This window comes from Leptolyngbya sp. ST-U4 (genome assembly GCF_039962215.1).
Classification (GTDB): Bacteria; Cyanobacteriota; Cyanobacteriia; order Elainellales; family Elainellaceae; genus Leptolyngbya_A.
The window spans coordinates 287576-311809 of the sequence record NZ_JAMPKZ010000003.1; the positions used below are offsets into that span (position 1 = coordinate 287576).

At 50.3% G+C, this 24234-nt stretch carries 22 protein-coding genes; 7 read left to right on the top strand and 15 right to left on the bottom strand.

Annotated elements, in window-relative coordinates:
* Nucleotides 1–49 precede the first annotated feature (49 nt).
* Nucleotides 50–1147 (top strand): hypothetical protein, encoded by a 1098-nt coding sequence (locus tag NDA02_RS08635; RefSeq protein WP_190793451.1) that lies wholly within the window; start codon nucleotides 50–52, stop codon nucleotides 1145–1147.
* Nucleotides 1148–1260: 113 nt separating this feature from the next.
* A complete protein-coding gene (locus tag NDA02_RS08640) occupies nucleotides 1261–1689 on the top strand; it encodes a hypothetical protein (RefSeq protein WP_190793450.1) in 429 nt (142 codons plus the stop codon).
* Nucleotides 1690–1719: 30 nt separating this feature from the next.
* On the opposite strand, the gene NDA02_RS08645 is transcribed toward NDA02_RS08640, so the two are convergent.
* Together NDA02_RS08645 and NDA02_RS08650 are read right to left on the bottom strand one after the other, a co-directional pair.
* Complete coding sequence (locus NDA02_RS08645) at nucleotides 1720–2385, bottom strand: hypothetical protein (RefSeq protein ID WP_190793449.1); 666 nt, start codon at nucleotides 2383–2385, stop codon at nucleotides 1720–1722.
* Between the two features lie 13 nt (nucleotides 2386–2398).
* Complete coding sequence (locus NDA02_RS08650; RefSeq protein WP_277879243.1) at nucleotides 2399–3349, bottom strand: NAD(P)-dependent oxidoreductase; 951 nt, start codon at nucleotides 3347–3349, stop codon at nucleotides 2399–2401.
* A gap of 193 nt (nucleotides 3350–3542) precedes the next feature.
* On the opposite strand from NDA02_RS08650, the gene NDA02_RS08655 reads away from it, so the two are divergent.
* Complete coding sequence (locus NDA02_RS08655) at nucleotides 3543–3791, top strand: hypothetical protein (protein ID WP_190793447.1); 249 nt, start codon at nucleotides 3543–3545, stop codon at nucleotides 3789–3791.
* 240 nt (nucleotides 3792–4031) lie between these two features.
* Nucleotides 4032–5927 carry an ABC transporter ATP-binding protein gene (locus NDA02_RS08660; protein WP_242067493.1) on the top strand — a complete coding sequence of 632 codons (1896 nt, stop codon included), beginning with the start codon at nucleotides 4032–4034 and terminating at the stop codon, nucleotides 5925–5927.
* Nucleotides 5928–6198: 271 nt separating this feature from the next.
* Here NDA02_RS08660 and NDA02_RS08665 read toward each other — a convergent pair whose 3' ends face one another.
* From NDA02_RS08665 to gatA, 7 genes are all read right to left on the bottom strand, one after another.
* Nucleotides 6199–6408 carry a hypothetical protein gene (locus NDA02_RS08665; RefSeq protein ID WP_190793446.1) on the bottom strand — a complete coding sequence of 70 codons (210 nt, stop codon included), beginning with the start codon at nucleotides 6406–6408 and terminating at the stop codon, nucleotides 6199–6201.
* A gap of 857 nt (nucleotides 6409–7265) precedes the next feature.
* Entirely contained in the window at nucleotides 7266–8558 is a 1293-nt protein-coding gene (locus NDA02_RS08670; protein ID WP_190793445.1) for a sugar ABC transporter substrate-binding protein, read from the bottom strand.
* 77 nt (nucleotides 8559–8635) lie between these two features.
* The gene (locus NDA02_RS08675; RefSeq protein ID WP_348254800.1) at nucleotides 8636–9763 is read right to left on the bottom strand and encodes an NAD(P)/FAD-dependent oxidoreductase; all 1128 of its coding nucleotides are present in this window, start codon (nucleotides 9761–9763) and stop codon (nucleotides 8636–8638) included.
* Between the two features lie 25 nt (nucleotides 9764–9788).
* A complete protein-coding gene (locus NDA02_RS08680; protein ID WP_190794260.1) occupies nucleotides 9789–10838 on the bottom strand; it encodes a tetraprenyl-beta-curcumene synthase family protein in 1050 nt (349 codons plus the stop codon).
* Between the two features lie 336 nt (nucleotides 10839–11174).
* Complete coding sequence (psaB, locus tag NDA02_RS08685) at nucleotides 11175–13412, bottom strand: photosystem I core protein PsaB (protein ID WP_190794261.1); 2238 nt, start codon at nucleotides 13410–13412, stop codon at nucleotides 11175–11177.
* Nucleotides 13413–14488: 1076 nt separating this feature from the next.
* Nucleotides 14489–15781: a hypothetical protein gene (locus NDA02_RS08690; RefSeq protein ID WP_190794262.1), complete on the bottom strand. Its 1293-nt coding sequence runs from the start codon at nucleotides 15779–15781 to the stop codon at nucleotides 14489–14491.
* A 228-nt stretch (nucleotides 15782–16009) separates the two neighbouring features.
* A complete protein-coding gene (gatA, locus tag NDA02_RS08695) occupies nucleotides 16010–17455 on the bottom strand; it encodes an Asp-tRNA(Asn)/Glu-tRNA(Gln) amidotransferase subunit GatA (protein WP_190794263.1) in 1446 nt (481 codons plus the stop codon).
* Nucleotides 17456–17695: 240 nt separating this feature from the next.
* Here gatA and NDA02_RS08700 point away from each other — a divergent pair, with 240 nt between their 5' ends.
* Nucleotides 17696–18553 (top strand): alpha/beta hydrolase, encoded by an 858-nt coding sequence (locus tag NDA02_RS08700; protein ID WP_348254802.1) that lies wholly within the window; start codon nucleotides 17696–17698, stop codon nucleotides 18551–18553.
* A gap of 56 nt (nucleotides 18554–18609) precedes the next feature.
* On the opposite strand, the gene NDA02_RS08705 is transcribed toward NDA02_RS08700, so the two are convergent.
* Together NDA02_RS08705 and rlmB are read right to left on the bottom strand one after the other, a co-directional pair.
* Nucleotides 18610–18894: a DUF1816 domain-containing protein gene (locus NDA02_RS08705; RefSeq protein WP_190794265.1), complete on the bottom strand. Its 285-nt coding sequence runs from the start codon at nucleotides 18892–18894 to the stop codon at nucleotides 18610–18612.
* A 103-nt stretch (nucleotides 18895–18997) separates the two neighbouring features.
* On the bottom strand, nucleotides 18998–19882 hold the full coding sequence (gene rlmB / locus NDA02_RS08710; RefSeq protein WP_347277924.1) for a 23S rRNA (guanosine(2251)-2'-O)-methyltransferase RlmB: 885 nt from the start codon (nucleotides 19880–19882) through the stop codon (nucleotides 18998–19000).
* Nucleotides 19883–20412: 530 nt separating this feature from the next.
* Here rlmB and NDA02_RS08715 point away from each other — a divergent pair.
* Complete coding sequence (locus NDA02_RS08715; RefSeq protein ID WP_242067565.1) at nucleotides 20413–20979, top strand: hypothetical protein; 567 nt, start codon at nucleotides 20413–20415, stop codon at nucleotides 20977–20979.
* 506 nt (nucleotides 20980–21485) lie between these two features.
* On the opposite strand, the gene NDA02_RS08720 is transcribed toward NDA02_RS08715, so the two are convergent.
* The 4 genes from NDA02_RS08720 to radC form a co-directional block, all read right to left on the bottom strand.
* Nucleotides 21486–21914, bottom strand: a complete 429-nt coding sequence (locus NDA02_RS08720) for a ribonuclease III domain-containing protein (RefSeq protein WP_199296821.1) — start codon at nucleotides 21912–21914, stop codon at nucleotides 21486–21488.
* A gap of 94 nt (nucleotides 21915–22008) precedes the next feature.
* Nucleotides 22009–22374, bottom strand: a complete 366-nt coding sequence (locus NDA02_RS08725; protein WP_190794267.1) for an STAS domain-containing protein — start codon at nucleotides 22372–22374, stop codon at nucleotides 22009–22011.
* Nucleotides 22374–22742, bottom strand: coding sequence for an anti-sigma factor antagonist (locus tag NDA02_RS08730; protein WP_190794272.1), 369 nt, complete (start codon nucleotides 22740–22742; stop codon nucleotides 22374–22376). Before NDA02_RS08730 ends, NDA02_RS08725 begins: the two co-directional genes overlap by 1 nt.
* Nucleotides 22743–22946: 204 nt before the next feature.
* Complete coding sequence (radC, locus tag NDA02_RS08735) at nucleotides 22947–23678, bottom strand: DNA repair protein RadC (protein ID WP_190794268.1); 732 nt, start codon at nucleotides 23676–23678, stop codon at nucleotides 22947–22949.
* Between the two features lie 131 nt (nucleotides 23679–23809).
* Here radC and NDA02_RS08740 point away from each other — a divergent pair, with 131 nt between their 5' ends.
* Nucleotides 23810–24199 (top strand): hypothetical protein, encoded by a 390-nt coding sequence (locus NDA02_RS08740; protein WP_190794269.1) that lies wholly within the window; start codon nucleotides 23810–23812, stop codon nucleotides 24197–24199.
* Nucleotides 24200–24234 lie beyond the last annotated feature (35 nt).

Genomic DNA, 24234 nt, shown 5'->3' on the forward strand with positions numbered 1-24234 from the left:
ACCTATACTATTGGTGTTTCAACCATCACGTGTATCGCCGGAAACCAGCATGAAAAACCGACGCGACGCTCACGGCAAAAACAGCAGGGACAAACGGAATCTTTACTATGAGATGGAATTTTTAGGTCAGGTCCCTCCTCCACCCCCGCCACGACGCAGGTTGCCGGGCAGAAGGCTGCTATCGCCTGTATTAGGAATTGCTTTGATGGGAGCAAGCGTTGGGTTTGCGATCGTCGTTGCCACGCAAGATCTTCGATTAGGCAGTAGCCGCAGTTTTGCCGCAGCCCAGGCAGAGCCGTTTCGATGGGCAGTCAATCGGGCAGTGAGCGCATCTGAACTCACGCAGCAGGCAAATTCCGTCGAAGAATGGAAGATAGTTGCCAAGTGGTGGCAAGAAGCGATTGACCTGATGCGTCAGGTTCCGATGTCTTATGCTCGATATGACGTTGCTCAATCGCGGATTCCGCAGTACGAGCGCAATTTGCAGTATGCTCAGCGCAAAGCCGAAGAATCAACTCAAACCGCTCCAGGGGAGGGTCTGTGGTCAGCGGGATCGCGCCGAGCCGAAGTGATTGGCATTCAGGGTAAACCTTCCTCGACCGATCGCTATGACTCGATGTGCAAAGAAGTGCTGCGCTACGGCAAAAGTGCGGTTGAGCTGCGAAATGGGGTAGTCATCCGCTATGAAGACTTCGATCGCAACTTGAGAGTAACCGCGCAGCCCGACCATTCATTCAAAAAAGCCGCTTCCTTCTGGGGATTGGGTTCTACCAAGGAAGAAGTTTTTGCTGTGCAGGGAACCCCCTCGCGTGTGACTCAATACGAATACTCCAAAAAAGAACTGCTCTACTACAGCAATAGCACCATCGAGCTAACTGATAATCGCGTTACCGGCTATCGCAACTTCAGTAATAACCTGTACGTGCAGACCCTTCCCGTTGGACAGACTTCTAACCAGCCCTACTGGACGATGAACTCGATGCGGGAGGACCTGTTCCGCATTCAGGGCACACCCACCCATGTGGAGCTAGACGACCCTAGCTGTACCGAAACGCTGAGCTATGGCAACAGCAAAATCGAGCTAAAAAATGGATTTATCACCGGATACGATAACGTGGACAACAATTTGAAAGTCCGGGTCGAATAGCCCAAAAACGCTGATCATCAAACCAGGGTTCTTCACTAAAACCGCCTCTTGAGGGACGCGAATTCGACAACAGCCTCCTACAATATCGAGATTATTCGTCTTAGGTGGCATTCATGGCGAACGCTCTCTTTAATCGAGTGCAGGTGGCAGTTCGGATGCGCATCGCCCTTCGGGATCGTGAGTTGGGCGATCGAAAGCTCTATGCCGAGATCGAGCAGGTTTTGCCCCAGCTTAGAAATCGGGAAGGGGTGCAGGATGTCACCCTGGTTGCGGTGAAAGTTGCCCCCGAAATGCCGATCGGAATGATGCCGCGCAATATTAGTGGCTTTTTGCCGGCGGTGCTGGAAGCCGAAGTGCGATTGCCCTATCTTATGCAGGTACTCGATTTTTTGCGCGATCGACTGTTTGAAAATCGAATGCTGGAAATCACGCTGAAATCCTCAGACGGCAGAGACTTCAGCAGCCAAGCCAGCAATCCTGAGGAGCTAGATTTCCTCATGCAGGAAGCGGAGTCTTTCTTCCTGCCTTCCAGCGAAAAATAATTGCTCAGGGCATCCAGTGAGAACATGATGCTATCGGCAACGCAGTGAATCAAAAACCTCGATCGCCCGATCTTCTGCCCGTTCGCCTAAAGCAGAGACGATCGCAATATAGGTATGCGCTTTGAAGTTGGCTTCCCCCTGATAGCGCACAGCCGGAATCGAGGGTGCACCTGCTGCTACGGTTAAATGTCCAGTCTGAATCGTGACGGGAACACTTGTGCCGCAGAGAAGCCGATTTTCCGTTCGGGCACTGTGAATTTGAAACGTGTCCACATCCTGATAGGAAAAAGAAAATCCTGAGAGAAAAACGCTGCTATCCCCAGTGATATCCTCTTCAGAACTGGGATCAGTTGCGCCTTCAGTAATCGGAATTCTTGCCAGAAAGAGTTCAGTTTGGGGTGGCGCATTAGTTCCGGCGGGCAGGGCAGGCAGAGCAACGGGAGATAAGCTATTCATCACTGCCAGTTTGCCGCCGCCCAGATTTGTGCCGAAAACGCCCCTCGAACCGCCCGCAATTTGATAATCAGCAATGCTTTGAGCCGTTGCCTGTGCCCGACGCGGATCAAACGCATTGTTCAGAGCTTTAACGCCCAGCCCTGCTAAACCGACTGCAACCAGAAGAACAGCTCCCGCCGTAATGGCGATGCCTTCCCAAACGCTGACTGTATATTGAGGAGATTGGGGAGAAGAAGTCATAGGCATTCACGAGTCAGGAACATTCAGGATTCCCCGCTTCAGGATTCCCTGCTTCAGGATTCCCTGCTTCAGGATTCACGGCGGCAAACAAAGCGGAATAGTCTGCGTCGGCTAACCCTTCGGTGCAGGCAATCTCTATGATGTGCTGAATGCCTGCTAAACTATCCACCTGCAAGCCGAGATTGCGGGCTTCCTGCAAAAACAGATTGGCATCTTTGAGCAAATGTCTGGTGGGAAAGTTGGGGTTGGCAAAATCGCGATCGATCATGCGCTGAAGTTTCTTGTCAAAGGTAGGCGCATATAGCGCGCTCTGGCGTAACACCTGCATAAAGGTGTCGATCGGTACATTCTGCCGCTGCACGAAACCCAGACTGAGCGAAAAAGCAGTCGTTAACGCGGCAATAAGCTGATTCAGTGCCAGCTTTAGCGCAGCCGCCGAGCCAACTTCCCCGACGTAGCGCGGCATGCCCAACTGACGCAAAATCGGCGACCACTGCTCAAACTGTTCCGGCGTACTGCCGACCATCACCTGAAGCGTCCCGGCTTTTGCTTCTGGAATACTGCCCAGCACCGGAGCCTCCAGATAAAATCCACCCGATCGCCGTATCTCATCGTGCAAATCGCGGCTTTCCTGCGGTGCAATCGTTCCCATCTGGATCACGGTGCGATCGGCAAGCAAAGAGCGGCATTCTTCGACCAGCAAAACTTCGTGAATTGCCGGGGCATCGGTCAGCATCAGCAAGATTAATTCAGACGATCGCAGCAGTTCGGCTGCCGAGGAGGCAAGTTCCGCTCCTGCATCTTTGAGCGGCTGCAATTTGCTGGCTGTGCGGTTCCATGCGGTGACAAATTCTCCGGCAGTCCGCAGTCGCTCCACCATTGGCAAACCCATCAGTCCGGTTCCCACCAAGCCAATTTTCATGCGTTGTGCCCTCCTGCGTTCCCTTGTCGATTTTAGAAGCAGAATGACTGGATCGGACCAGAAGAGATTCAGCTGGAATTCAGAAGATCTGTATTATCATGTAGTTTCGTGTAATACAGCTTCCGTAATTCATCCTCATTGGCTTGTTGTCTCTACTGCTGGTTTTCAAGATCGATCGCGCCTCGCTTCCTTACCGACTCATTTTTTCAGCCCCCTTCAATCCCCGGAGGTTCCTATGAACGATCGTCGCTTGCCTCCCGCTCGTCGAGAATATATTTACTCCTACCCCGACGAACCAACACGCTTCTCTGAATGTCCGCAATGCTCAAAACAAACGCTTTATCAGCGCAACGCCGACAAGTTTGTTTGCCTTTCATGCAGCTTTCAGCGCGACCTGTCTAAGCCGAAAGAAAAAAGCTTCCTGCCGACTCTGCTGATGCTGTTAACGCTGATCGTGCTGGTGCTGTTTATTCTTGCCGCTTAGTGTGATTGGTTCAAAAGGGTTCAAAAGTTAATCGATTTGCTAGGGGCGGTTCACCGATCGCCCTTTCCGCTGCGTCTACGCGATCGTCTCTGAAGGATGTTTCAAAAGTCTTGTCTTTGACTCAAATTGCTCGCTTCGCCCATTCTGGTCGGGTGTATTGATCGGTCGAAATGAGCTTCATTTCACCCTTTTGTAAAAGAACTCTGTTTACCGATGCGATTTGCTCAATTTACGAAAGCAATGCCCCAAGAACAATCTGCTGAAATGCCTGTGGGACAAGTTCTGCGCCGCAGTGTAGCCCTTGTACTGCGATCGGCTCCGCGAGAAATTATCAACTTATTGCTATTGAATTTGGTGTTGGGGGCAGGCCCATCGATCGCCCTTTATTTTGGCAAAGTCGTAATCGATGAAGTCACCGGTTTGCTAGCCGCAAATGTGACCGGAAATTCGCTCCCAATTCTGCTGAACAATCAGCTTTTACTGACGGCGATCGTGGTTACGATTGTGTTTAACATTGCTGTTGATTCGCTTCAGCCCATTCAGACCAATATCATTACGGCATTGCGCGATCGGGTAAAGGGTTATGCTCAGGGTCAGATGATCGAGAAGGTGGCCAACTTCAATGACATTGCGCTGTTTGAGAATCCAGAGCGGCTAAATCTGATCACGCTGACCAAGGAAAAGAGCCTGTCTAAGCTTCAGGAAATTACATTTAAGCTGCTCGAACTGCTGATTGGGATGCTGCGCTTTTTACCTTCAGTGCTGCTGTCTGCGTCGATCGCTTGGTGGGTTCCGATCGTGCTGGTCATTGGGTTCGCGCCCTCGTTTTACGTGGATATGAAGCATCACAATAAAAGCTGGCGCGTCGAGGAAACTCAGGCAGCTCTATCTCGCCAGATGGAAATTTACGCCAAAGTTTTAACTGAAGACACCTATGCCAAAGAACTGCGGCTATTTTCCTTACAGTCCATTTTGCTTCAGCGATGGCGCGATTTGTTTGAACAAATTTTTGGGGCAATGCAGCGAGTGCGACGGGCTGGCGCAACCCAGACCCTCATTTGGTCATTAGTCAGCGGCATTGGCGCAGCGGTTCCCTACGTGTTTATCATCCTCGGCGTGCTGGAGCGTCGCTATACCTTTGGGGATTTGGCACTGTTTACCGGACTGATTCTCGAACTGCGGAGGAGCGTGTCTTTTATTGTCTTTGCGTTCATAGGACTGTACGATGCATCTCTGGGCACTCGTCCCTTTTTTGCACTGCTTGATTTACAGCCTGAAACCATTAGCGGTACTGCACCCGTCCCGTCATGCGATCGACTGCTTTGCCAAGAGACCAGCTCCCCATCGCCGCGCTTCTCTTCGGGTGAAATCAAGGGTAGCGGAATTCAGGTCAAAAATCTCAGTTTTGCTTATCCTGGCAGCGAAAAACCGACGCTACAGGACATCAACCTGACGATCGGCCGTGGAGAAATGATCGCGCTGGTGGGCGAAAATGGAGCCGGAAAAACCACCCTGGCAAAGCTGCTCTGTCGCCTTTATGACCCTACCGCAGGCGCAATTCTCTGGAACGATCGCGATTATCGTGACCTGGATCTGAACGAGCTGCGATCGAAAATTGCCGTGGTAATGCAGGACTACGCTCGCTTTCCGGCAACACTGCGGGAAAATGTCGGCTGGGGCAATTTGTCCAGACTGGAGTCCGATCGCGCCATTCAAACTGTGCTGGAGGAAGCCGGAGTCGCCCAGCTCACCCACAAACTGGCTCACGGACTCGACACGCCCCTGGGCAAACAGCTTGAAAAGGGTGTGGATCTCTCCGGCGGACAGTGGCAGCGCGTTTCGATCGCCCGCTCCCTGCTGCGATCCCAGGCGGAACTGCTGGTGTTTGATGAACCCACGGCTGCCCTCGATCCCAAAAACGAGCATGAAATTTATCAAATCTTTCGCACGATCGCCCAGGGCAGAATGAGCATTGTCGTTAGCCATCGCCTTGCCCTTGCCAAACTTGCCGATCGGATTATCGTGCTGGAGCATGGCAAAATTCTTGAAACCGGAACTCACGCCGAACTGATGGCAAACGGCGATCGATACTACGAGATGTTTACGCGGCAGGCAAGTAGCTATCTCGAAACTTAAAGGCAAGTCGAAATCGCTGAACCCTCATAATCTCCTGCTGAAGCGATTCGAAAAGACGATCCCTGCTGCTACCGAATCGCTTCAGCCCCAACCTCCAGCAATTTAGACGAGGCAGCAGATGGCATCAGCAGCGATTAGCTAACGGTCTCATCCCCATTTTCTATGAAGCAATTTAATAAAGAACAAAAAAAAGAGCGAACAATTGTCCGCCCTCAAGGATTGTAAAAGATATAGAAACAGTCACGTTTAAAGATGCCCTGTGTAAACCGAATTACTTCTCAGCGTTTGCCAGCTTTCGGTTGAGCAAACCCGGAATTACGGTTAAAGAAGGCGTTTGTGGACGCTGCTTAAACCAATTTAAACCGATTATCGTGTAGGTTTGAGCATTGTGATTTTCAAAAGTATCACCCACGGAAAAAGAACGATCGCTGCTCAGTGTGCCCACAATCCGCTGATGAAGGTCAACTAACAAATACTGCATAATCCACCTCTTGAGTCAGAAATAACGCAAATTAATGAAGTCAAAACGAAGCCAAACAGAAACGAATCAAACTTCAAGCAAAAACCAGAACTCGCACAAGACCAAAGTTTAGTCCGATCGCTTTTATAAGCAATCGAAAGTAAGCTGCCTTAAGGATCTAACCTGAGAAAACCCTCAAGCGATCGCCTATTATCAGCACTTTAATCAATGAATAAATCGAAAAACTAGAAAGAAACTAAAGCACTTTCACCGAGATGCTACCAGGACTTAGAGCTAGAAAAAACAGCATGATTAGAGTTAACTTTTAACCCAATTCAGCCTTTTCTTCAATTAACAGCACAATGCAATCAAAGCTCAATCAGTCTTTGCTACGTCTCCCAATTACCAAAGATTTAGCTGCATTAGTGCTATCGCAAAATCTCGATCGCTCCGTCATTTGCGCTAAAAGTTTATCGATCAATTAGCGAACAAACGGCAGTATTAACTAATGAGGAAAATGGCATTAGAACTAACGTATTTCTGATAGAAACTTCAAGCGTTTGAGTGTGTTGCTCAACTTCCCCTTCTTATAGCACGTCTTTTTTAGAAATGGTAGATCTTGGAGATGATTAATTCGAATTAATATTCCTTTACAGATCTTTTCAATTCTGTCGCAATAGTGATAAAAATACTGTCGGTAAAAGCAGTTTGCTTCAGATTCAGTTTTTCGGTTCCTTTCTCTACTGTAGCGACTCAGTTTCGGCTTTGCAGTTGTAAAGCTCAATTTGTACAGAAAGTACAGCAATCTTTAGCAGAGAAGGGAAGCATCTCATGATACCTCCCCCCTTCATCAAGATATTTCAACTTAGGTTAGCAACCTATCGCTGATCCCATTCTCCGGCTGCGTCTGATACTGCCTGATCGATCGACTTTTCGCCCAGCATCGCTGCCTGCAAATTGTCGTAAATAATCTTTTGCAAAACCTTAATCTCTTTTTGATTTGGAAGCAGCACTTCTGCATCCTGCATCTGTTTCGCGCTGATGGCTCGCGCCTGATCGATCGCCGGAGCAGAGCTAGGAACCTGCGTGAAATAGCTATCTTTCAGAGCTGCCACCGTCGAGGGCAACACGTTCGCGGCTTTGGCAAACGCAAGCTGATTCTGGTCGTTCGCTACAAACAGGGCAAACTTGAGCGCAGCATCCGGCTGATCCGTTTTGCGCGGAATTACCAGATTCATGACCGCAACGCTTTTTTTGCCTGTAGCTCCAGTAATTTGCGGCGCAGCTGCAGACACTTCAGCCACAGCAGGCGCATTGGTAGCGATCGTCTTCAAAAACTGCGGGCCTGTTGACAAAAGAGCCGTTTGCCCAGACTGATATAGCTCAATCCCGCGTCGGTGTCCCTGCGTTAGTGCCTCTTTGGGCAGCAAATCTTGCTTGTACAAATCCGTCCAATATTGAAACACTGCCTTGCCTTCAGGCGTATTAAACGCCGCTTTCCCCTGATCGTCTACGAGTTGTGCCCCCATCTGCACAAACGACTGCAACACCTCTCCCGAATCCTCAGGCACAAAGGTGGCAAAGAAAGCGTACTTCCCGGTTTTCTCCTTAATCTGCTTCGCGGCTTCAGCCAGTTCTACATAAGTTGCAGGTGGCTTGTTGATCCCTGCTTGCTTCATGATCTGCTGGTTATAAATTGCGATGCTGGTAGACAAATACCAGGGAATACCAAAGCTCTTGCCGTTTAGGGTGTTCGCCTGCCAGATCTTGGGCAAATACTGCTGTTTATCAGTGTCGGTCAGGCGATCGTCCAGCTCTAACCAGGCATTGCGTCCAGCAAGCTGCGCTGCAAAATCTGGGTTCAGATTCACCACATCGGGAGCCGTATTCGCCGAAACCGCCGTCAAAATCTTGCTCTGCATATCCGCCCACGGCACATCCACCCAGCGCACCTTCGTGCCCGGATTGCTCTGCTCAAACTGGGCAATGAGCTGATTGAAATAGTCGGTAAACTGCGGTTGAAGCTGCATCGTCCAAAACTCAACTTCTGCCGTCCCTGAACCTGCTTGGGGCGATCGAGAAGGACTGGGGCTACAGCTACTCACCACCCAGCTCAGTGCCAATCCCAGCAGCGCGAAAATTCCGACGGTTTTCCAGGTTTTTCTATTCATACTTCCTGCCTCCAGCCGCAGTTTCCTCTGCGTTTTCCTCAGACTACTTTAGCGGACGGTGGAGCGTGGATGGGATCTCAGTACTTGAGGGAAGCCAGAACTTCGTTGTAGGGAACCACTCCAGCTACCGCATGACTCACCTGACGCGCAATCCGAGGATTCTGTTTCATTAACCAGATCAACAGATAATTCATAAAGGAGAATTTTCTAAATGCTTTAATGCGTAACCCTGCCCGCAAATCCGCTTCAAAGTGAGATTCATACAGGTATTGCCAGTTGTCTGCGATCGCCTCGGGAGTTCGACTCATATTAACGGCTTGGGCAACGTGGAAACCGCTTAGGATTGCATTAGCAATGCCTTCTCCCGTCAACGGATCCGTCAAATTTGCCGCATCGCCAATCTTCAGAATTTTCCCGTCAGTCACTCTATTTCCTTTTTTAGCAGTTGCTAGAGGAAATACCTTGGGGGATTGCTGTTCCACCACTTTGCTGAGGATTTGCTGTGCAATCTTATTGCTTCCAACGAATTGCTTAAAAAGTTGAATCACATTGATTTTTAGCTCCTGGTATTCGTCTAGCCAAACGCCCACGCCCACATTTAATTTAATCAAGTCATGCTGTGTCGAAACGGGAAAGATCCAGCCATAGCCATTTACTCCCAGGCTTCGATCGAAATGAATTTGAGCTTCCAGCAGCGCAGTTTCAGGTAAATCTTGCCGCTGCACTGTCCAGTAGGCTCGAATCGCGATCGCATTCACCTCTCCGGCAGAAACTCCGCGAGCATCAATAATGGTGTCAAACGCATCCGTCAATCCGTGATGATGCCAATTGTTTTTGTGAACCGTTTGAACCAGAAAACGGCATCCTGCATCGATCGCTTTTTCATACAAAAGTTGATCAAACACAGCTCTTGGAATGCAGTAAGCCTCCAGATTGGTTTGTTCGCTGTGGCTAATTTGATTGGAAACCCCCAGAAAGAAATGATGAATTGGGGCATACTCTGAAGCGAGTTTCTGAATATCGTGCGGATAAATTCCCATCGTGGAGATCGCCTGAATCGATTCGATGCTAATGCCATCGCCGCAGACTTTATCTCTGGGAAAACCCTGCTTGTCCATTAAGGTGACATCATGCCCACTTTTTGCCAGGTGATATCCGGCAGAACATCCGGCGGGTCCTGCACCAACGATCGCCACTTTAGCCATCCTTCAACCTCCTGCGAAATCGGGATCAGTGAGAGATTAATAATCGACTCCGAAAAAACAGGGATGCCGTACTGCCTGAGCAGTGAATTAGCTGCTTTGCGATATTTTGAACTTCCTGCTGTCGCCTAACTTTTTTGTCTGAAAGATACACACCCAGCAAAGCCTGATTAATTAACTGATGAAACCCAGTATGGGGAAGCTGGGAAACACTTTCAGCCGCGTTTTGCATAAAGTGCTTGAATCGCTCCAGCATATCCTCATGATTTCTGTAGTAGAAACAGAAGTTTAAGTCTCCGTTGACGCGGTCTTCTTCCTGGTCAATCAAATAGTCCAATAAAATATGGAATCCCTGCACCCAGGGAAAATAACTATTCTTGACGCGATTGGTCAACTCATTTGACAGCTCCTGATCCAGCCCATACGCGACTAAACAGAAAATTCCCAGCGTGGAACCTGCACAGGCAGAAAACTCATACCAGCGCAGTTCAGGAAGCTGCTTTTGATAGGCAGAAAACCACATCTGCAAGCGGGGCACTCGCTCCTCGATTCGCACATGCTTATGTACCTGGAGATTACAGTAATAGCTGGCTAGCTCATGCACGGCGGGGGCGATCGTTCCATAATTCGGAATTTGGCGTAGCACATCCTGACAGGTTTTCACCAACGCCTGCAAATAGCCGCCATCGTTCTGCTCGTCTCGAAAGCGGTAATAGTTTTTACCCTTTGCGCCCGGAGTCAGTGCATTGGCTATGGACTCATGCAGGGCAGAAAAATCGGCGGGATCAAGCGAAGTGCTGCGATCGCACAAATTATCCAGATAATCGCTAATCGTTTGATACGCCACAATAAACCGGATCGCTTCCTGCCAGTGGCGCTTCGCCAGCAACCCGTAAATCGAGCCACCTTCACAATGAAATTGTTTCGCTGCAAGACTCGCCAATGCTTGCCAACGCAGCTCCGGATTAGGAATTTCTTCTGCCCGTCGCCTCCAGCCTTTCAACTCACTCCGGACAGTTGGAATCACTTTAAAGCGAGTTTCTAGTATGAGCGTCCAGGGAGATACCGGAATATTCATAGCAAATTGGACTGCTGCAGCTGCCTACGATGATTGCTATCAATCTAGAAAGGCTGATACAGTTCAATCCTCTGCTTAGAGGAAGAGTTGGTGAGGCGATCGACGAGTTACTGGCCTCTATAATACTGGCTCCCATAATAAAGGGGGCGAAGACCTGCTCCCCGCCCCGGACTTATGGCAACACCTTAAAAGGGTTGATTGTTAAAATTGCTAGGAACTAGCGTTAATGGCACTCAGGAAGGGGAATTGAATCCACTGTTTCTCCTGTAGGAGGGCATCTCTCCTGTTTGATTGAAGGGAGGATGCCCACTACACCAGCAATTCAATCCACAATTCCTAGTTCACTGGGAATCGACCTGCGGTTGCGCCAATAAGGAAGGCGGCATAGGTCAAGATGTAACCCACTGTGAAGTGAACTAGACCTGTTAACCAACCCTGAACGATCGAGAGAGCAACGGGCTTGTCCTTCCAGCGAATCAAGTTCGCGAGCGGAGTGCGCTCATGCGCCCAGACCAGCGTTTCGATCAGCTCTTGCCAGTAGCCTCTCCAGCTAATCAGGAACATGAAACCAGTTGCCCATACTAGATGCCCGAAGAGGAACATCCAGTCCCAAACGGCGATGCTGTTCATGCCGTAGGGGTTATAGCCGTTGATGATCGGACCTGAATACAGCCAGAGGTAGTCACGCAGCCAGCCCATGATGTAGGTTGAGCTTTCGTTGAACTGTGCGACGTTGCCTGACCAGATGCCCAGGTGCTTCCAGTGGAAGTAGAAGGTTGCCCAAGCGATCGTATTCAGCATCCAGAAGATTGCCAGATAGAAAGACTGTTCCCATCCAGAGGTTTGGCACGTACCGCCACGACCCGGACCGTCGCAGGGGAAGGTAAAGCCAAAGTCTTTCTTGTCGGGCATCAGTTTTGTACCGCGTGCATCGAGCGCACCTTTGACGCCGATCAGCGTGGTCACATGAAGTCCCAGCGCGATCGCGTGGTGAACCAGGAAGTCACCAGGACCGATCGTGAGGAACAGCGAGTTATTGCCGGAGTTAATCGCGCCGAGCCAGCCCGGAAGCCAGACGTTGGCGTGGTTGGGCCATGCGGTCGAAGCCAAGCTACCTGGATTCGACAGCAGCGTATCCATGCTGTAAAGCAGTTTGCCGTGGGAAGCCTGAATGAACTGCGCGAACACAGGCTCAATCAAGATTTGCTTTTCCGGTGTACCGAAAGCCTGCATCACGTCGTTGTGGACGTACAGACCCAGGGTATGGAAGCCCAGGAACAGCGATACCCAGCTCAAGTGAGAAATAATCGCTTCTTTATGGTTGAGAACGCGATCGAGCACGTTGCCCTTGTTCTGCACCGGATCGTAATCCCTTACCCAGAAGATTGCGCCGTGAGCAAATGCCCCAACCATCAGGAATCCAGCAATGTACTGGTGATGGGTGTAAAGCGCAGCCTGGGTCGTGAAATCCCTTGCCATGAACGCATAAGGCGGCATCGCGTACATGTGCTGCGCCACCAGCGACGTTACCACACCCAGAGCAGCCAGGTGAATTCCAAGCTGGAAGTGCAGTGAGTTGTTGTAAGTGTCGTACAGCCCGTGGTGAGGCAGGTTGAACTGACCTTCACTTCGAGGAGTGAGCAGACCCGCCTTGGAGTTGAGCATTTCTTTAATGCTGTGCCCAATCCCAAAGTTGGTGCGGTACATGTGACCCGCAATGATGAAAATCACGGCGATCGCTAGATGGTGATGGGCAATGTCCGTCAGCCACAGCGATTCAGTTTGCGGATGAAAACCACCTAGGAAGGTGAGAATTGCGGTTCCGGCTCCCTGAGACGTGGTGAAGACGTGCTCAGCAGCGTCCGGGTTTTGAGCATACGCACCCCAGTTACCTGTGAAGAAGGGTGCAAGTCCAGCTGGGTGTGGCTTCACGGTTAAGAAGTTATCCCAGCCAACATGGATGCCGCGTGACTCAGGAATCGCAACGTGAACCATGTGACCTGCCCAAGCCAGCGAACTCACTCCAAACAAACCTGCTAAGTGGTGGTTCAGGCGAGATTCAGCATTTTTAAACCAGGACAGCGACGGACGGAACTTCGGCTGAAGATGCAGCCAGCCCGCAAACAAAAAGATCGCCGACAACAGGATGAGGAAGAGGGAACCCATGTAGAGTTCACCGTTGGTTCGCATCCCGATCGTGTACCACCAGTGATAAACACCAGAGTAAGCAATGTTGACCGGGTAACCCACGCCACCCTGAGTAAACGCATCAACTGCGGGTTTACCAAAGTGCGGATCCCAAATCGCATGGGCGATCGGGCGGATGTGGAGCGGATCTTTAATCCACCGTTCAAAGTTGCCTTGCCAAGCGACGTGGAAGAGAAGACTGGATGTCCAGAGGAAAATGATTGCCAGATGACCAAAGTGGGAAGCAAAAATCTTTTGATAAAGATTCTCTTCCGTCATTCCATCATGACTTTCAAAATCATGGGCAGTCGCAATCCCGTACCAAATTCGCCGTGTGGTGACTTCTTGAGCAAGCCCCTGGCTAAATTTTGGGAATTTCGTTGCCATAGACGTTTGCCTACCTCGTAATTTAGTAAGCGAAGGAAAGATTTGCAGTTAAACACCACTTTTAGTGGCAAAAATAAAAGGTTGAAAAACCCTGAGAAAATAATTTAACCCAATGCGAAACTGCTTCCCGTAGGAGACGATCGACTGGTTCAGGAACCGCTTTCAACCACTTCAAGAATTCTACTCTTTCTCGTAGCCAGAAGCGACTTTCCTGTCACATAAACTTCACATAATTTAGACAGATGAAATCACTAAAACCTCCTTATTGCATTCAACCATTGATGAAGGGGAACGAGAAGCAATCCAGGATTTGTTGTGCTGTAAATCACTGTAATTAGGAAAATACTCTACCCGTTTCGGAGGACAGCCATCTCTACCTAAAGGAAGAGAAGTTATCGGCTTGAAATTGTTAACTTATCTTAATTTTATTCGAGCAAATGATTTATTCTAAGAAGATTTATTTCTTTTAGGTGAGTGCTTGATGCGTTGTGCTATTGCGTTCCTTGATTTGTTTAATAGTCGCTTCGATCGCTAACCCAAAAATATCTACATTCTTCTTTTGCAGTAGATTTTTTCCCAGTAGATTTTGCAGTAAATACAGGAATGCTTTTACTGAATCACTTATGTATCGCTTATGTATTAGCGATCGTGCATTGCTCTATTCACTCCACCATGTTCTTCTCTATATTTTTTCTGGTAAAGTCAGTCCAAAAAACTAGTCTAAAAGTTTTGTATCATTAGCGTTTCAGTTGCAATATTTTGTGATAGTCAATGTACTGGTAATGTAGTACTTAAAAATAAGTTTAGGTTTGGGTTTGATTGTCGTTCTAAGTAGACTCACTCAGTGAGTAATCGCCGCTGGGTGACGATCGCCAGTAACTGATCACCACTGAAATTAATTGCTAATGGCTATTAATTGCCTGATTGCCACTGATTGAAACTGATTTCCGCAGGGTGCAAAAAAAGATGCGTCGTGTTTGCACTAACGCATCCTCTATCTAACCGTTTATCTAAACACTGGTTATCGCCGGGCTTCGATCGTAATACAGTTCAATCGTAATATAGTCCAATCCAGTCTATGAGCCTGCCTCTAGCCTGCGCTGCCACTCTTCATCGATCTTGTCCGATCGTAGGAGTTCCTGTTCGGTTAGGTCGGTTTCGGTGGTATATGCCAGGTCTTTTTCGTCTACCACGGTTGTTGCAGCAAACTGACGGGCATAAAGTAGCTTTTGCTTCACTTCTGGGTTTTTCTGGTTGAGAAGCATAGCCCACTGCTGCCTCTGGTCGTTACGCGACTCAATGTGGCGATTGCGTGACTGAATCCAGAAATAGCGGATCAGCGGAATGGCTAGGAATCCAACGCCATAGGCTAGCAGCCCCCAGTAAATACTACCCACAAAGGCAACTAGCCCGCCGAGCTGAGCGGCGATCGTTCCATCTGCCAGGAGTGATCCCAGCACCAGAGCCAGCACAATATTCACGCCGCCCAAACCTGCCGCCAGGATAATTTGTCCACTCGTTGCCCGACTAAAGCGATAGGGCAGTTCTTTCAGATACGCCGCAACCGGATTGGATCGCTTCTGGTCTGCCGTCACCTGCAATTCGGGAAAGTGATAAACCAACTGCCCTTCGGGACTCACTTCCGGTCGTCCATTAAAGCGGCTCAACACAGGCAGCATATAGTCTTCATATTCCTGCTGCGATTGGCTTCCAAGCTCATCTAAATAGGGCGCGACCTGCTCTGCAATCACGGCTCCCCCATTGCTGCGAATCACTGTGCCGATCGTTTTCCAGCGTCGTTCATTCAGATCTGCATTTGGGTTACCATCCCCAAACAGGAAGGAAAATATTGCTTCCAGGAAGTTTATTTCCCGATCGTCTCTGCGTTGCCTGCGGTGATAGGCGCGATCGTCTCCATAGTTGGGCGTAAAGATCCAGAACACATCGCCAAACCAAACCGTGGGCATCCGAATTTCACTGCCCCCATTAGAGTCACCATCGCTACGGCTATTCGCGGCAATCACGATCGCCAAAATTGCAATTGACAACAGGACGATCGACGCGATCAGGACAATGCCAAAGGAAATCCGAATCAGGTAAAACAAAATCTTCCAGACTCGATTCCACCATTCCTGCACCCGCAGCCGAAAATACTTGTTTCGCAGCACATCCCGAAAGTTGCGCTGAAACTGATAGGCAATCTCGCCCGACTCCGCGACCTGAAGATGCCCGCCTGCTTCCGATGCCAACGCTAAAAGCTCTTTTTCAGCGACTCGCACTTCTAAGCCTGCCTGAGAGGCAACATCGCCCACGGTCACACGATAGCCCAGTTGCTCAACCGCCCGCATGATGTTGGGATTTGGAGCCATACTCCCTCCTGGGACGTAGAAAGACACTCTTCTTTCAGTATAGGAAGGTGATCGAGGGTCAGACAGGGGAGTTTCCCGATCGAAAGGGTAGTTTTTATCTTTTAGAAGTTTTAGGCGGATGACCGTGCAATGATGTTACCTAATTGCTCACCCGCTCCCTCTAAAAAACTCGGGATTTGAGGGGCAATGTAGAAACTTTGTGACTCTTCAAATAGCCTGCAATCCGCTTTAAAGCTGGGGCGATCGCAAATGCCACTCCGTCGCCTGCTCATAGGCATAAGCCGCTTGCAGCAAAGTCTCTTCTTGCAGCACGTTTCCAATCATTTGTAAGCCGATCGGCATTCCCTGACCGTCGAAGCCACAGGGCAAACTGAGGGCAGGCAGTCCCGCCAGGTTTACGGGGATCGTCATCAGGTCGAGCAGATACATACTGATCGGGTCTTCGGTCTTTTCTCCGGCTTTAACCGCAGTGGTCGGCGCAGTAGGGCACACCAGCACATCGACCTGTCCAAACGCTCGCTCGAAGTCTTGCTTGATCAGCGTTCGCACTTTTTGCGCCTTTAGGTAATAGGCATCGTAGTAGCCTGCCGACAGCGCATAAGTGCCGATCATAATTCGGCGTTTCACTTCTGCGCCAAATCCCTGAGCGCGGGTCTGGGTGTACATCGTCATCAGGTTATCAGGATGATCGGTGCGGTAGCCATACTTCACCCCGTCATAGCGTGCCAGGTTTGCCGACGCTTCCGAAGGCGCAATAATGTAATAAGTTGGCAACCCGTAGCGAAACTGCGGACAGGAAATTTCTTTGACTTCTGCGCCCAGAGCTTTCATTTGCTCCACTGCCTGATTCACCGCATTGCCCACGACGGGATCAAGTCCCTCGCCAAAGGTTTCTTTGATAATGCCGATGCGAAACTTGCGATCGGTCTTCAAGCTCGCCACATAATTCGGCACAGGCACATTAAGACTGGTAGAGTCGTGCGGGTCGTATCCGGCAATTTCTTTCAGCAAAATTGCGGCATCCTCAACCGATCGCCCAAATGGGCCAATCTGATCGAGCGAGGAGGCATAGGCAACCAATCCATATCGAGAAACGCGCCCATAGGTCGGCTTCATACCCACCACACCACAGAACGAAGCAGGCTGACGAATCGATCCCCCCGTATCTGAGCCAAGGGCAACCACGCATTCCTCTGCTGCCACTGCCGCCGCCGACCCCCCCGATGAGCCGCCCGGAACTCGCTCCAGATCCCAGGGATTCGCTGTGAGCTGATAAGCAGAACTTTCGGTCGAGCTGCCCATTGCGAACTCGTCCATATTCGTTTTGCCTACCATAACTGCGCCTGCCTCGTTCAGCTTTTGCGTCACAGTAGACTCGTAGGGCGGCACGAAATTCTGCAAAATCTTAGAACCGCAGGTCGTGCGAATGCCCTTTGTGCAAAGGTTGTCTTTAATGCCGATCGGAATCCCTGCTAGCAAGCCAATTTCCTCACCGGCGGCAATTTTGGCATCCACCTGTTTTGCCTGCTCGATCGCCCGATCGCCCGTCACGCTCAAAAAGCTATGCAGCTTTGGCTCTAATGCCTGAATGCGATCGAGTGCTGCCTGCGTCAGTTCAACCGCAGAGCGTTCTTTGTTAACGAGCTGGTCGTGCAACTCACGAATGGATGCCATGCAATGCCCTCGAATTTCAGCCGATACAAAACTTCCAAAACACCACTTTATCGCCAAATGGGGGGATGTGGCAGTCCAGAGCAAAAATCTAGCGCGATTTTAGACGGTATTGCTCCAACGGGTTGATCCAATAGAAATCCTGCTGAAAAAGCAATCAGAAAGATACGATCGCCATCAGAACTTCCTAATACAAGCAGCTTTAACAGACACGCCCTCCATCAAATCCACCCCTTCACTCCTATGCCCTCCAATCCCTACCCTCTCTCTGTCTACCTGCAAGGACAGGGATTCCCGATTCTTTGCCTGCATGGGCATCCAGGATCGGGAGACTGTATGTCTGTGTTCACCAACTATTTGTCGCAGCGATACTGGACGATCGCTCCCGATTTGCGTGGCTACGGCAATAGCCAGACCCGTGAATTGTTCGACATGACCGATCATCTGCTGGATCTGGAAATGCTGCTCGATCGCCTGCAGATCGATCGCTTTCTGGTGTTGGGCTGGTCGCTAGGTGGAATTCTGGCAATGGAGCTTGCTCTAAAGTTTCCAGAGCGCGTGAGCGGTTTAATTCTGGTTGGCACGGCTGCCCGTCCCTGGAGTGATCATCCCCCTGTCACCTGGCAGGACAATTTCTACACCGGGGTGGCTTCGATCGTTAATAAGCTGAATCCTGGTTGGCAGTGGAATATTGACACCTTTGGCAAACGATCGCTCTATCGCTACCTAATCCAACAGCACAATGCCGCTGCCTATCAACACTTAGCAGACGAAGCCTTTCCCGCCTATCTCAAAACCTCACGCGCTGCCCAAAATGCGCTGAATCAAGCCCTGCGTCGCCACTATAACCGACTGGAAGAACTCAACCAAATTCAGTGTCCGGCTCTGATGCTAGCAGGAGAAGCCGATCGCCACATTTCAATCCAGTCCAGTCTGGAAACTGCGGCAAAACTCCCGGACTGTGAAGTCTGCTGCTATCCCGAAACGGCGCACTTGTTTCCCTGGGAAATTCCGGGGCAGGTGATCGCCGATATCGATCGATGGCTACTTCAACATCCGGGAGTGACTCGCATTGCAATACCAGAGGCATACAGTGAATAGTCGATCGTTCTACAAAGCTAGCGTTACGCTTCGCTTGAGAGACATTCCCTATTTACTTAAAGTGAGCTGCTCAGCACCGGGAACAAGTTTTTCCAGGGCTTCATTTCTTTTTCCTCGTCGAACACGGTCAGCCTGACAGGTTTGCAGCGTTTCACCACTGCTTTAATGCCGCTTGCGCCTTCCTGCTGTAAGTCTTCGATGTAACCAGGTTCCGCTAATTTGGCATCTTTAGCAGTGGCAAAAGGACCAAAATAGTACGTGCAGTTCGGCGTTTCTGTGACGACCTCGACCCACCAGGCTAAACCCAGCACCTCAAGTACATTAACCAGCAATTCGTTCATAAGCTCCTACTTATGTTCCAGAAATGACAAACGTACAGAGCAGCCTTTAGAATCTTGACGACGGTTTCAAGCTATGCCCCTCTTGTTTTATACTGCTTCAGCCCTATCTTTGCAAAGTTCCTTTTGACAGACCCTCCAGGTGCAGCGTTTGCGATCGCCGCTGACGGAACAGTTCATACATCACCATTCCCGCTGCAACCGACGCATTCAGGCTAGGGGTTACGCCCTGAAGCGGAATGCTCACCAGCTCATCGCAACAGCGTTGTGTCAATAGACTCAATCCGTCGCCTTCTGAACCAATGACCAGCACGATCGCTCCAGTAAACTTCACCGTATCCACAGGCTGAGCCGCATTTGCTGCTGTGCCATAAATCCAGAATCCAGATTCTTTGAGCTGCTCCAGGGCACGACTGAGATTAGTAACTCGTGCTACAGGCAGGGACTCTAACGCACCTGCTGCCACTTTTGCAACTGTCGAAGTGACGCCTACCGCTCGCCTCTGAGGGATCAGAAGTCCGTGTGCGCCTAGTGCTTCTGCCGTCCGAATAATCGCGCCCAGATTGTGGGGATCAGTAATCCCATCGGCAGCGAGCAGAACGGGTTGCTCAGAAGCAGCCTTAGCTCGATCGATCAAATCCTGTAAATCCAGATAATCATAAGGGGCAACCTGAGCCACAATGCCCTGATGTGTTGCTCCCCCTGTGATTTGATCCAGACGGCGGAACTCCACCTCGTCAATGACTGTTCCGTTGGCTTTTGCCTCTAGAATCAGCGAATGAAAGCGGGGATCGTACCGTAGGCGATCGGTCGTCCAGATACGATTCAAAGGACGCTGGTTTTCTAAGGCTGCAAGAACACTATGACGACCATAGATTAGATCAGGATTGATTTCAGTATCGCCAGCCACTGGTTTGGCTGCGATTCCTCCTTTCAGGAACTGCGAAGCAACTGAAGCAATCCTTCGGCGATCTGGCACAACAGATTTAATCCGAAGCGGTGGTTTTGATGAACGCTCAACGCTCCCTTCCGAGAACTGTGAAGCAATGGGTGCTGCCTCGATCGCGACAATTTCAGTCGGATTATCTTCGTTGATCTCATCTTCGTCCGGCTGATCCTGGCTGAGATCGTCTTCATGCAAATGATCCTGGCTGAGATCATCGTTGTCTGCATCGACTTCGATTTCATCCGCAGCAACTTCGACGCTCTCGATTGATTCAGGTGCGATTGGTTCAGGTGCAATTAGTTCATCTTCATTTGATGATTGCTCTAATAATCCCTCTAATCCCTCAGTTAACGGACTCTCCTGATAAGAGCTGCGTCGTCTAATAGGCGCAACCTCCACTTCATTAGGCAGGGCAGCAGGTGACTCAAACTCTTGTAATTCAAATTCAGGAGATTCAAACTCTTCAAACGCAAAGATTTCTTCAGGTGCAGATTTAATACGCTTCACTGAAGGCACTGGCGGAACAGGCTTACCTTTACCACGAGTAGGTTTAGAACTGTTTTGATAATCTTTTCGTGAGCCATCGCGAAAATGGCTGTCTGATCGAAAATCCGATTGCTCCGCGCTTCCCCGATAAGACGATCGCTCCCGGTAGGGCTTGTCGGTTCGGCTGCCGTTTCTTTCCCGGAAAGGTTTATCTGATCGCGAGTTTGGACGGTCTTCCCGATCGCGATAGGGCTTTTCAGAACGGCGGTCTGACCATTTCTCCGGTCGGCTATCAGATTGTCCTCGAAACGGTCTTTCACCCCGACTGTCGGGTCTTTCCCGATAGGGTCTTTCGCTGCGGCTGTCAGTTCTTTCCCGATAAGGTCTTTCACTCCGGCTATCGGGTCTTTCGCGGTAGGGTCTTTCACTCCGGCTGTCAGTTCTTTCCCGATAAGGTCTTTCGCCTCGACCTTCAGTTCTTTCGCGGTAGGGTCTTTCGCCTTGACCTTCGGTTCTTTCCCGGTAAGGTCTTTCGCTGCGGCTGTCAGGCCTTTCGCGGTAGGGTCTTTCACTTCGGCTGTCAGTTCTTTCCCGATAAGGTCTTTCACTCCGGCTATCGGGTCTTTCCCGATAGGGCTTATCAGTATTGTCGCTAAATCGGTTGCTTCGCGGTGCCCCAGAGGAGTAATCAGAACCCGTTCCTCGATTAGGGCGGTCTCCTGTGCGACCATCATCGCGAGGCGAAGCAGTTCCCCCTTTGGGGTAATCGAACGAGGATTTGCTGCGAGGGCTGTCTTGATAGGGCTTAGAGGGTTTCGATTTGTAGCGGTTTTCTCTAGGCTTGCCCTGAGAAGGTTTATCGTTGTCTCGTTGAAAGCTACCCGATCGGCGATCGGAGCGATCAGGGCGAGAAGTGCGGGTGGGTCGTTTGGCGGGCATGGCAATCCGATTCCTTAAGTATGAGCAAGGGTAAGCAATACAGGGTCGAGTGCAAAATGCTTCTGTCGGCAAGCCAGCATCACAAGGAGCCTGACAGAAATTGCGGGATAGAAATTAGAAGCAAGGCTAAAGAGCTGACAGCAGCATTCGGTTGCTTCGCAGGTCCCGAAAGGGGATCAGGCGATCGAGAGCCAGGCAATAGGGGAATTGATTGGGTTAAGCGTTACGGCTCAGTGGACGGCTGAAGCAAAGGCTGAAGATAGGCGAAAAGCTGAGCCAGACGGGGCGGGTCGGTGACATAGAGATATCCCAGAAGCGTTTCTAAACTGGTTGCCTGCTGATAGATTTCTGGAGCGAGCCGTTTTGGCACCCGATGCGCCGCATTACGACCGCGCCGAACTACGTCTTGCTCTGCCTGCGTCAGATAGGGCTGAAGCATTTGCAGATATTGTGCCTGAGCTTCTGCCCGCACCTGAGCTACTACCTCTTTATGATACGCTTGCAGCCGTTGAGGTGGCATTAAGTAATAAGTGCGAATATAAAGCTCGTACACCGCATCGCCCAAATATGCCAGAGCCGCAGGCGAGAGCCGCTGTATCTTCTGGCGTTTAAGCTGCTCAACGTCCGTCGAGGATAGAAAGACGCTGAACAATCGATCGATGCTCAATAAATCTTCTTCAAAAATCTTTTCACGGCTACCGTCCTCATCAAACTCCACGAGCAACCTGCCTCACTGAAACGCAGCTTTAGCTTTTTTCTAGATTTCTGAGCGCAGCGTCCACCGAAGGCTGAAGGGAAAGGAACTGTTCCAGACGAAGGCATTGAATGACCCGTGCAACGCGAGGACTGCCCACGATCTGTAGCGTACCTCCGTTCTTTTGAATCTTCTTACACAGGTCAACTAGCACACCGAATGATGAACTATCGATCAGGTCAACATCGGTAAAGTCGAGGATAGAATTTCTGGGATTCTCCTCCACAGACTTTTCCAGCACTCTACAAAAGGTTGGCACAGAGAAGACATCGAATATCCCGCTAAGACGGAAGATCTGGCAATGCTGCCCGATTTCGCGATCAATTCTCAGCGGGGAAACCTTATCAAAGCCCGGCATTAGCTCTTTTTCAAATTTTCGAGCGCAATGTCTACCGAAGGTTGAAGCGAGAGGAACTGTTCTAGGCGAACCAGTTTAACGGTCTGCGTGACGCGGGGGTTGGTCACGATTTGCAGTGTGCCTCCGTTATTCTGCACTTTCTTGACAAGCTGAACCAGTGCTCCCAGCCCTGAACTATCAATAAAGTCAATCTGGGAGAGGTCAAGGACAAAGTTTTTGGGACTTTCTTCCACATACTTTTCTAGCACCTTGCGGAAGGTCGGCTCAGAGAAAGCATCTAGCAGCCCTGCAAGGCGAAAGAGTTGGCAGTTGTCTCTAACTTCGCGTGTGCCTCGGAGACTAACGGTTAGGGTAAGTGCGTCAGGAATAGTAGCCTCCTCAGTCGGTGTGTACTCAGCGACAAATTCTAAACAGTTCGAGCGTTAAGTATAAGTCAAGCGTAGTTGATCAGCAACTCCGTTTCCTTAATTCTTTACCGACTTGTGCAATCAGCTTGAGCCGGTGATTTATTCAAATAACTTACTTCAAAGTAGTATAGCGAATTCATTCCGCGCTGCTGTACGGAAAACTCGCTAATCTCCCTGCGGAAATTCCTGCCAGAGCGAGGTTGTTTGCCGCAAACTTGCGTGGTTGCCGCTGCCCAGAATCAGGTGATCCAACAGTGGAATCCCAAGAAGCTGCCCTGCCTGAAGCAACTGTCGTGTCAGGTGAATGTCTTCGGAACTGGGCTGAACGTTGCCTGAGGGATGATTGTGAGCGACGATCGCCCGAATTGCTCCCTGTCGAATAATTTCCCGGAAAATATCGCGTGGATGTGCCAGCGTTTCAGTTGCCGTGCCAATGCTGATAATTTGGGTTCCCAGCAGACGATGCTTAACGTCAAGCAGCAAAATGGCAAACCGCTCCTGTGCCTGCCACATCAGGTCATGGCTGAGAACCGTAGCGGCAACAGCGGGATCATCAATGACCGTACCTTCTGGTGGACGAGACGTAAGAACGCGCTTTCCCAACTCGATCGCCGCCAGGATGCTTGTTGCCTTTGCCTCACCGATCCCGGGAATCTGCGTCAGCTCATTAACCGTAACATCTCGCAAAACAACGATCGGATCGCGCTGGTGTTCGCCAAGCTTCTGCAAAATATACTGCCCCAGTCCCACCGCCGACAGCTTCCCCGCCCCCTGCCCCGTCCCCAGCAGAATCGCTAGCAGTTCCGCCGTAGACAAACTCTTTGCACCATAGCTTATCAAGCGTTCACGCGGTCGCTCACTCGTGGGCAAATCTGCCACCCGCAAGCTATAGGTCATCGTCGTTCTTCCTCAAGCTTCCTTCTTCAGCCTAGTTATCCCGCAATCCTCCGGGCAAAAGCATTGGCCCCCTTACCCCCTCCCCCAAAGTGATAAACTCATGTTGCATAAAACAGCCCTGTCAAAAGACCATGCGCCTCGAATTCGTCCCCGTTGAAGAGTTCTACTTTGCCCTTACCCTTGCCGTCAAAACCCTGGAAGAAGTGGGCAATCCCGATCGCGTAGAGCAGGTTCGATCGCGCCTTAAAGGCAAGTTTGGTCAACCTTCGACGGTGGCTGCTGCCAAGCAGAACAACTTTAACTATGTGTTTCGGGTGCAGGATTACGACAATAGCCCCGCGCCCCAGCTTGTGTTGTCGATCGCCGACTGGCAGGGTAAGATTCGCCTCAGCAGTGACTATGGCTGGATGCTCGATCCAGACCGCAAGCCTGTAAAGACCGGTCGCTACGAGCAGCGTCAGCAGTTCATCACAGATGTTCACAATCACCTGAAAACAGTCTTCGACCTTGATCTAAACTAGCTTCACCCAATTCCTTCTCACCCCTCCCCCGTGTC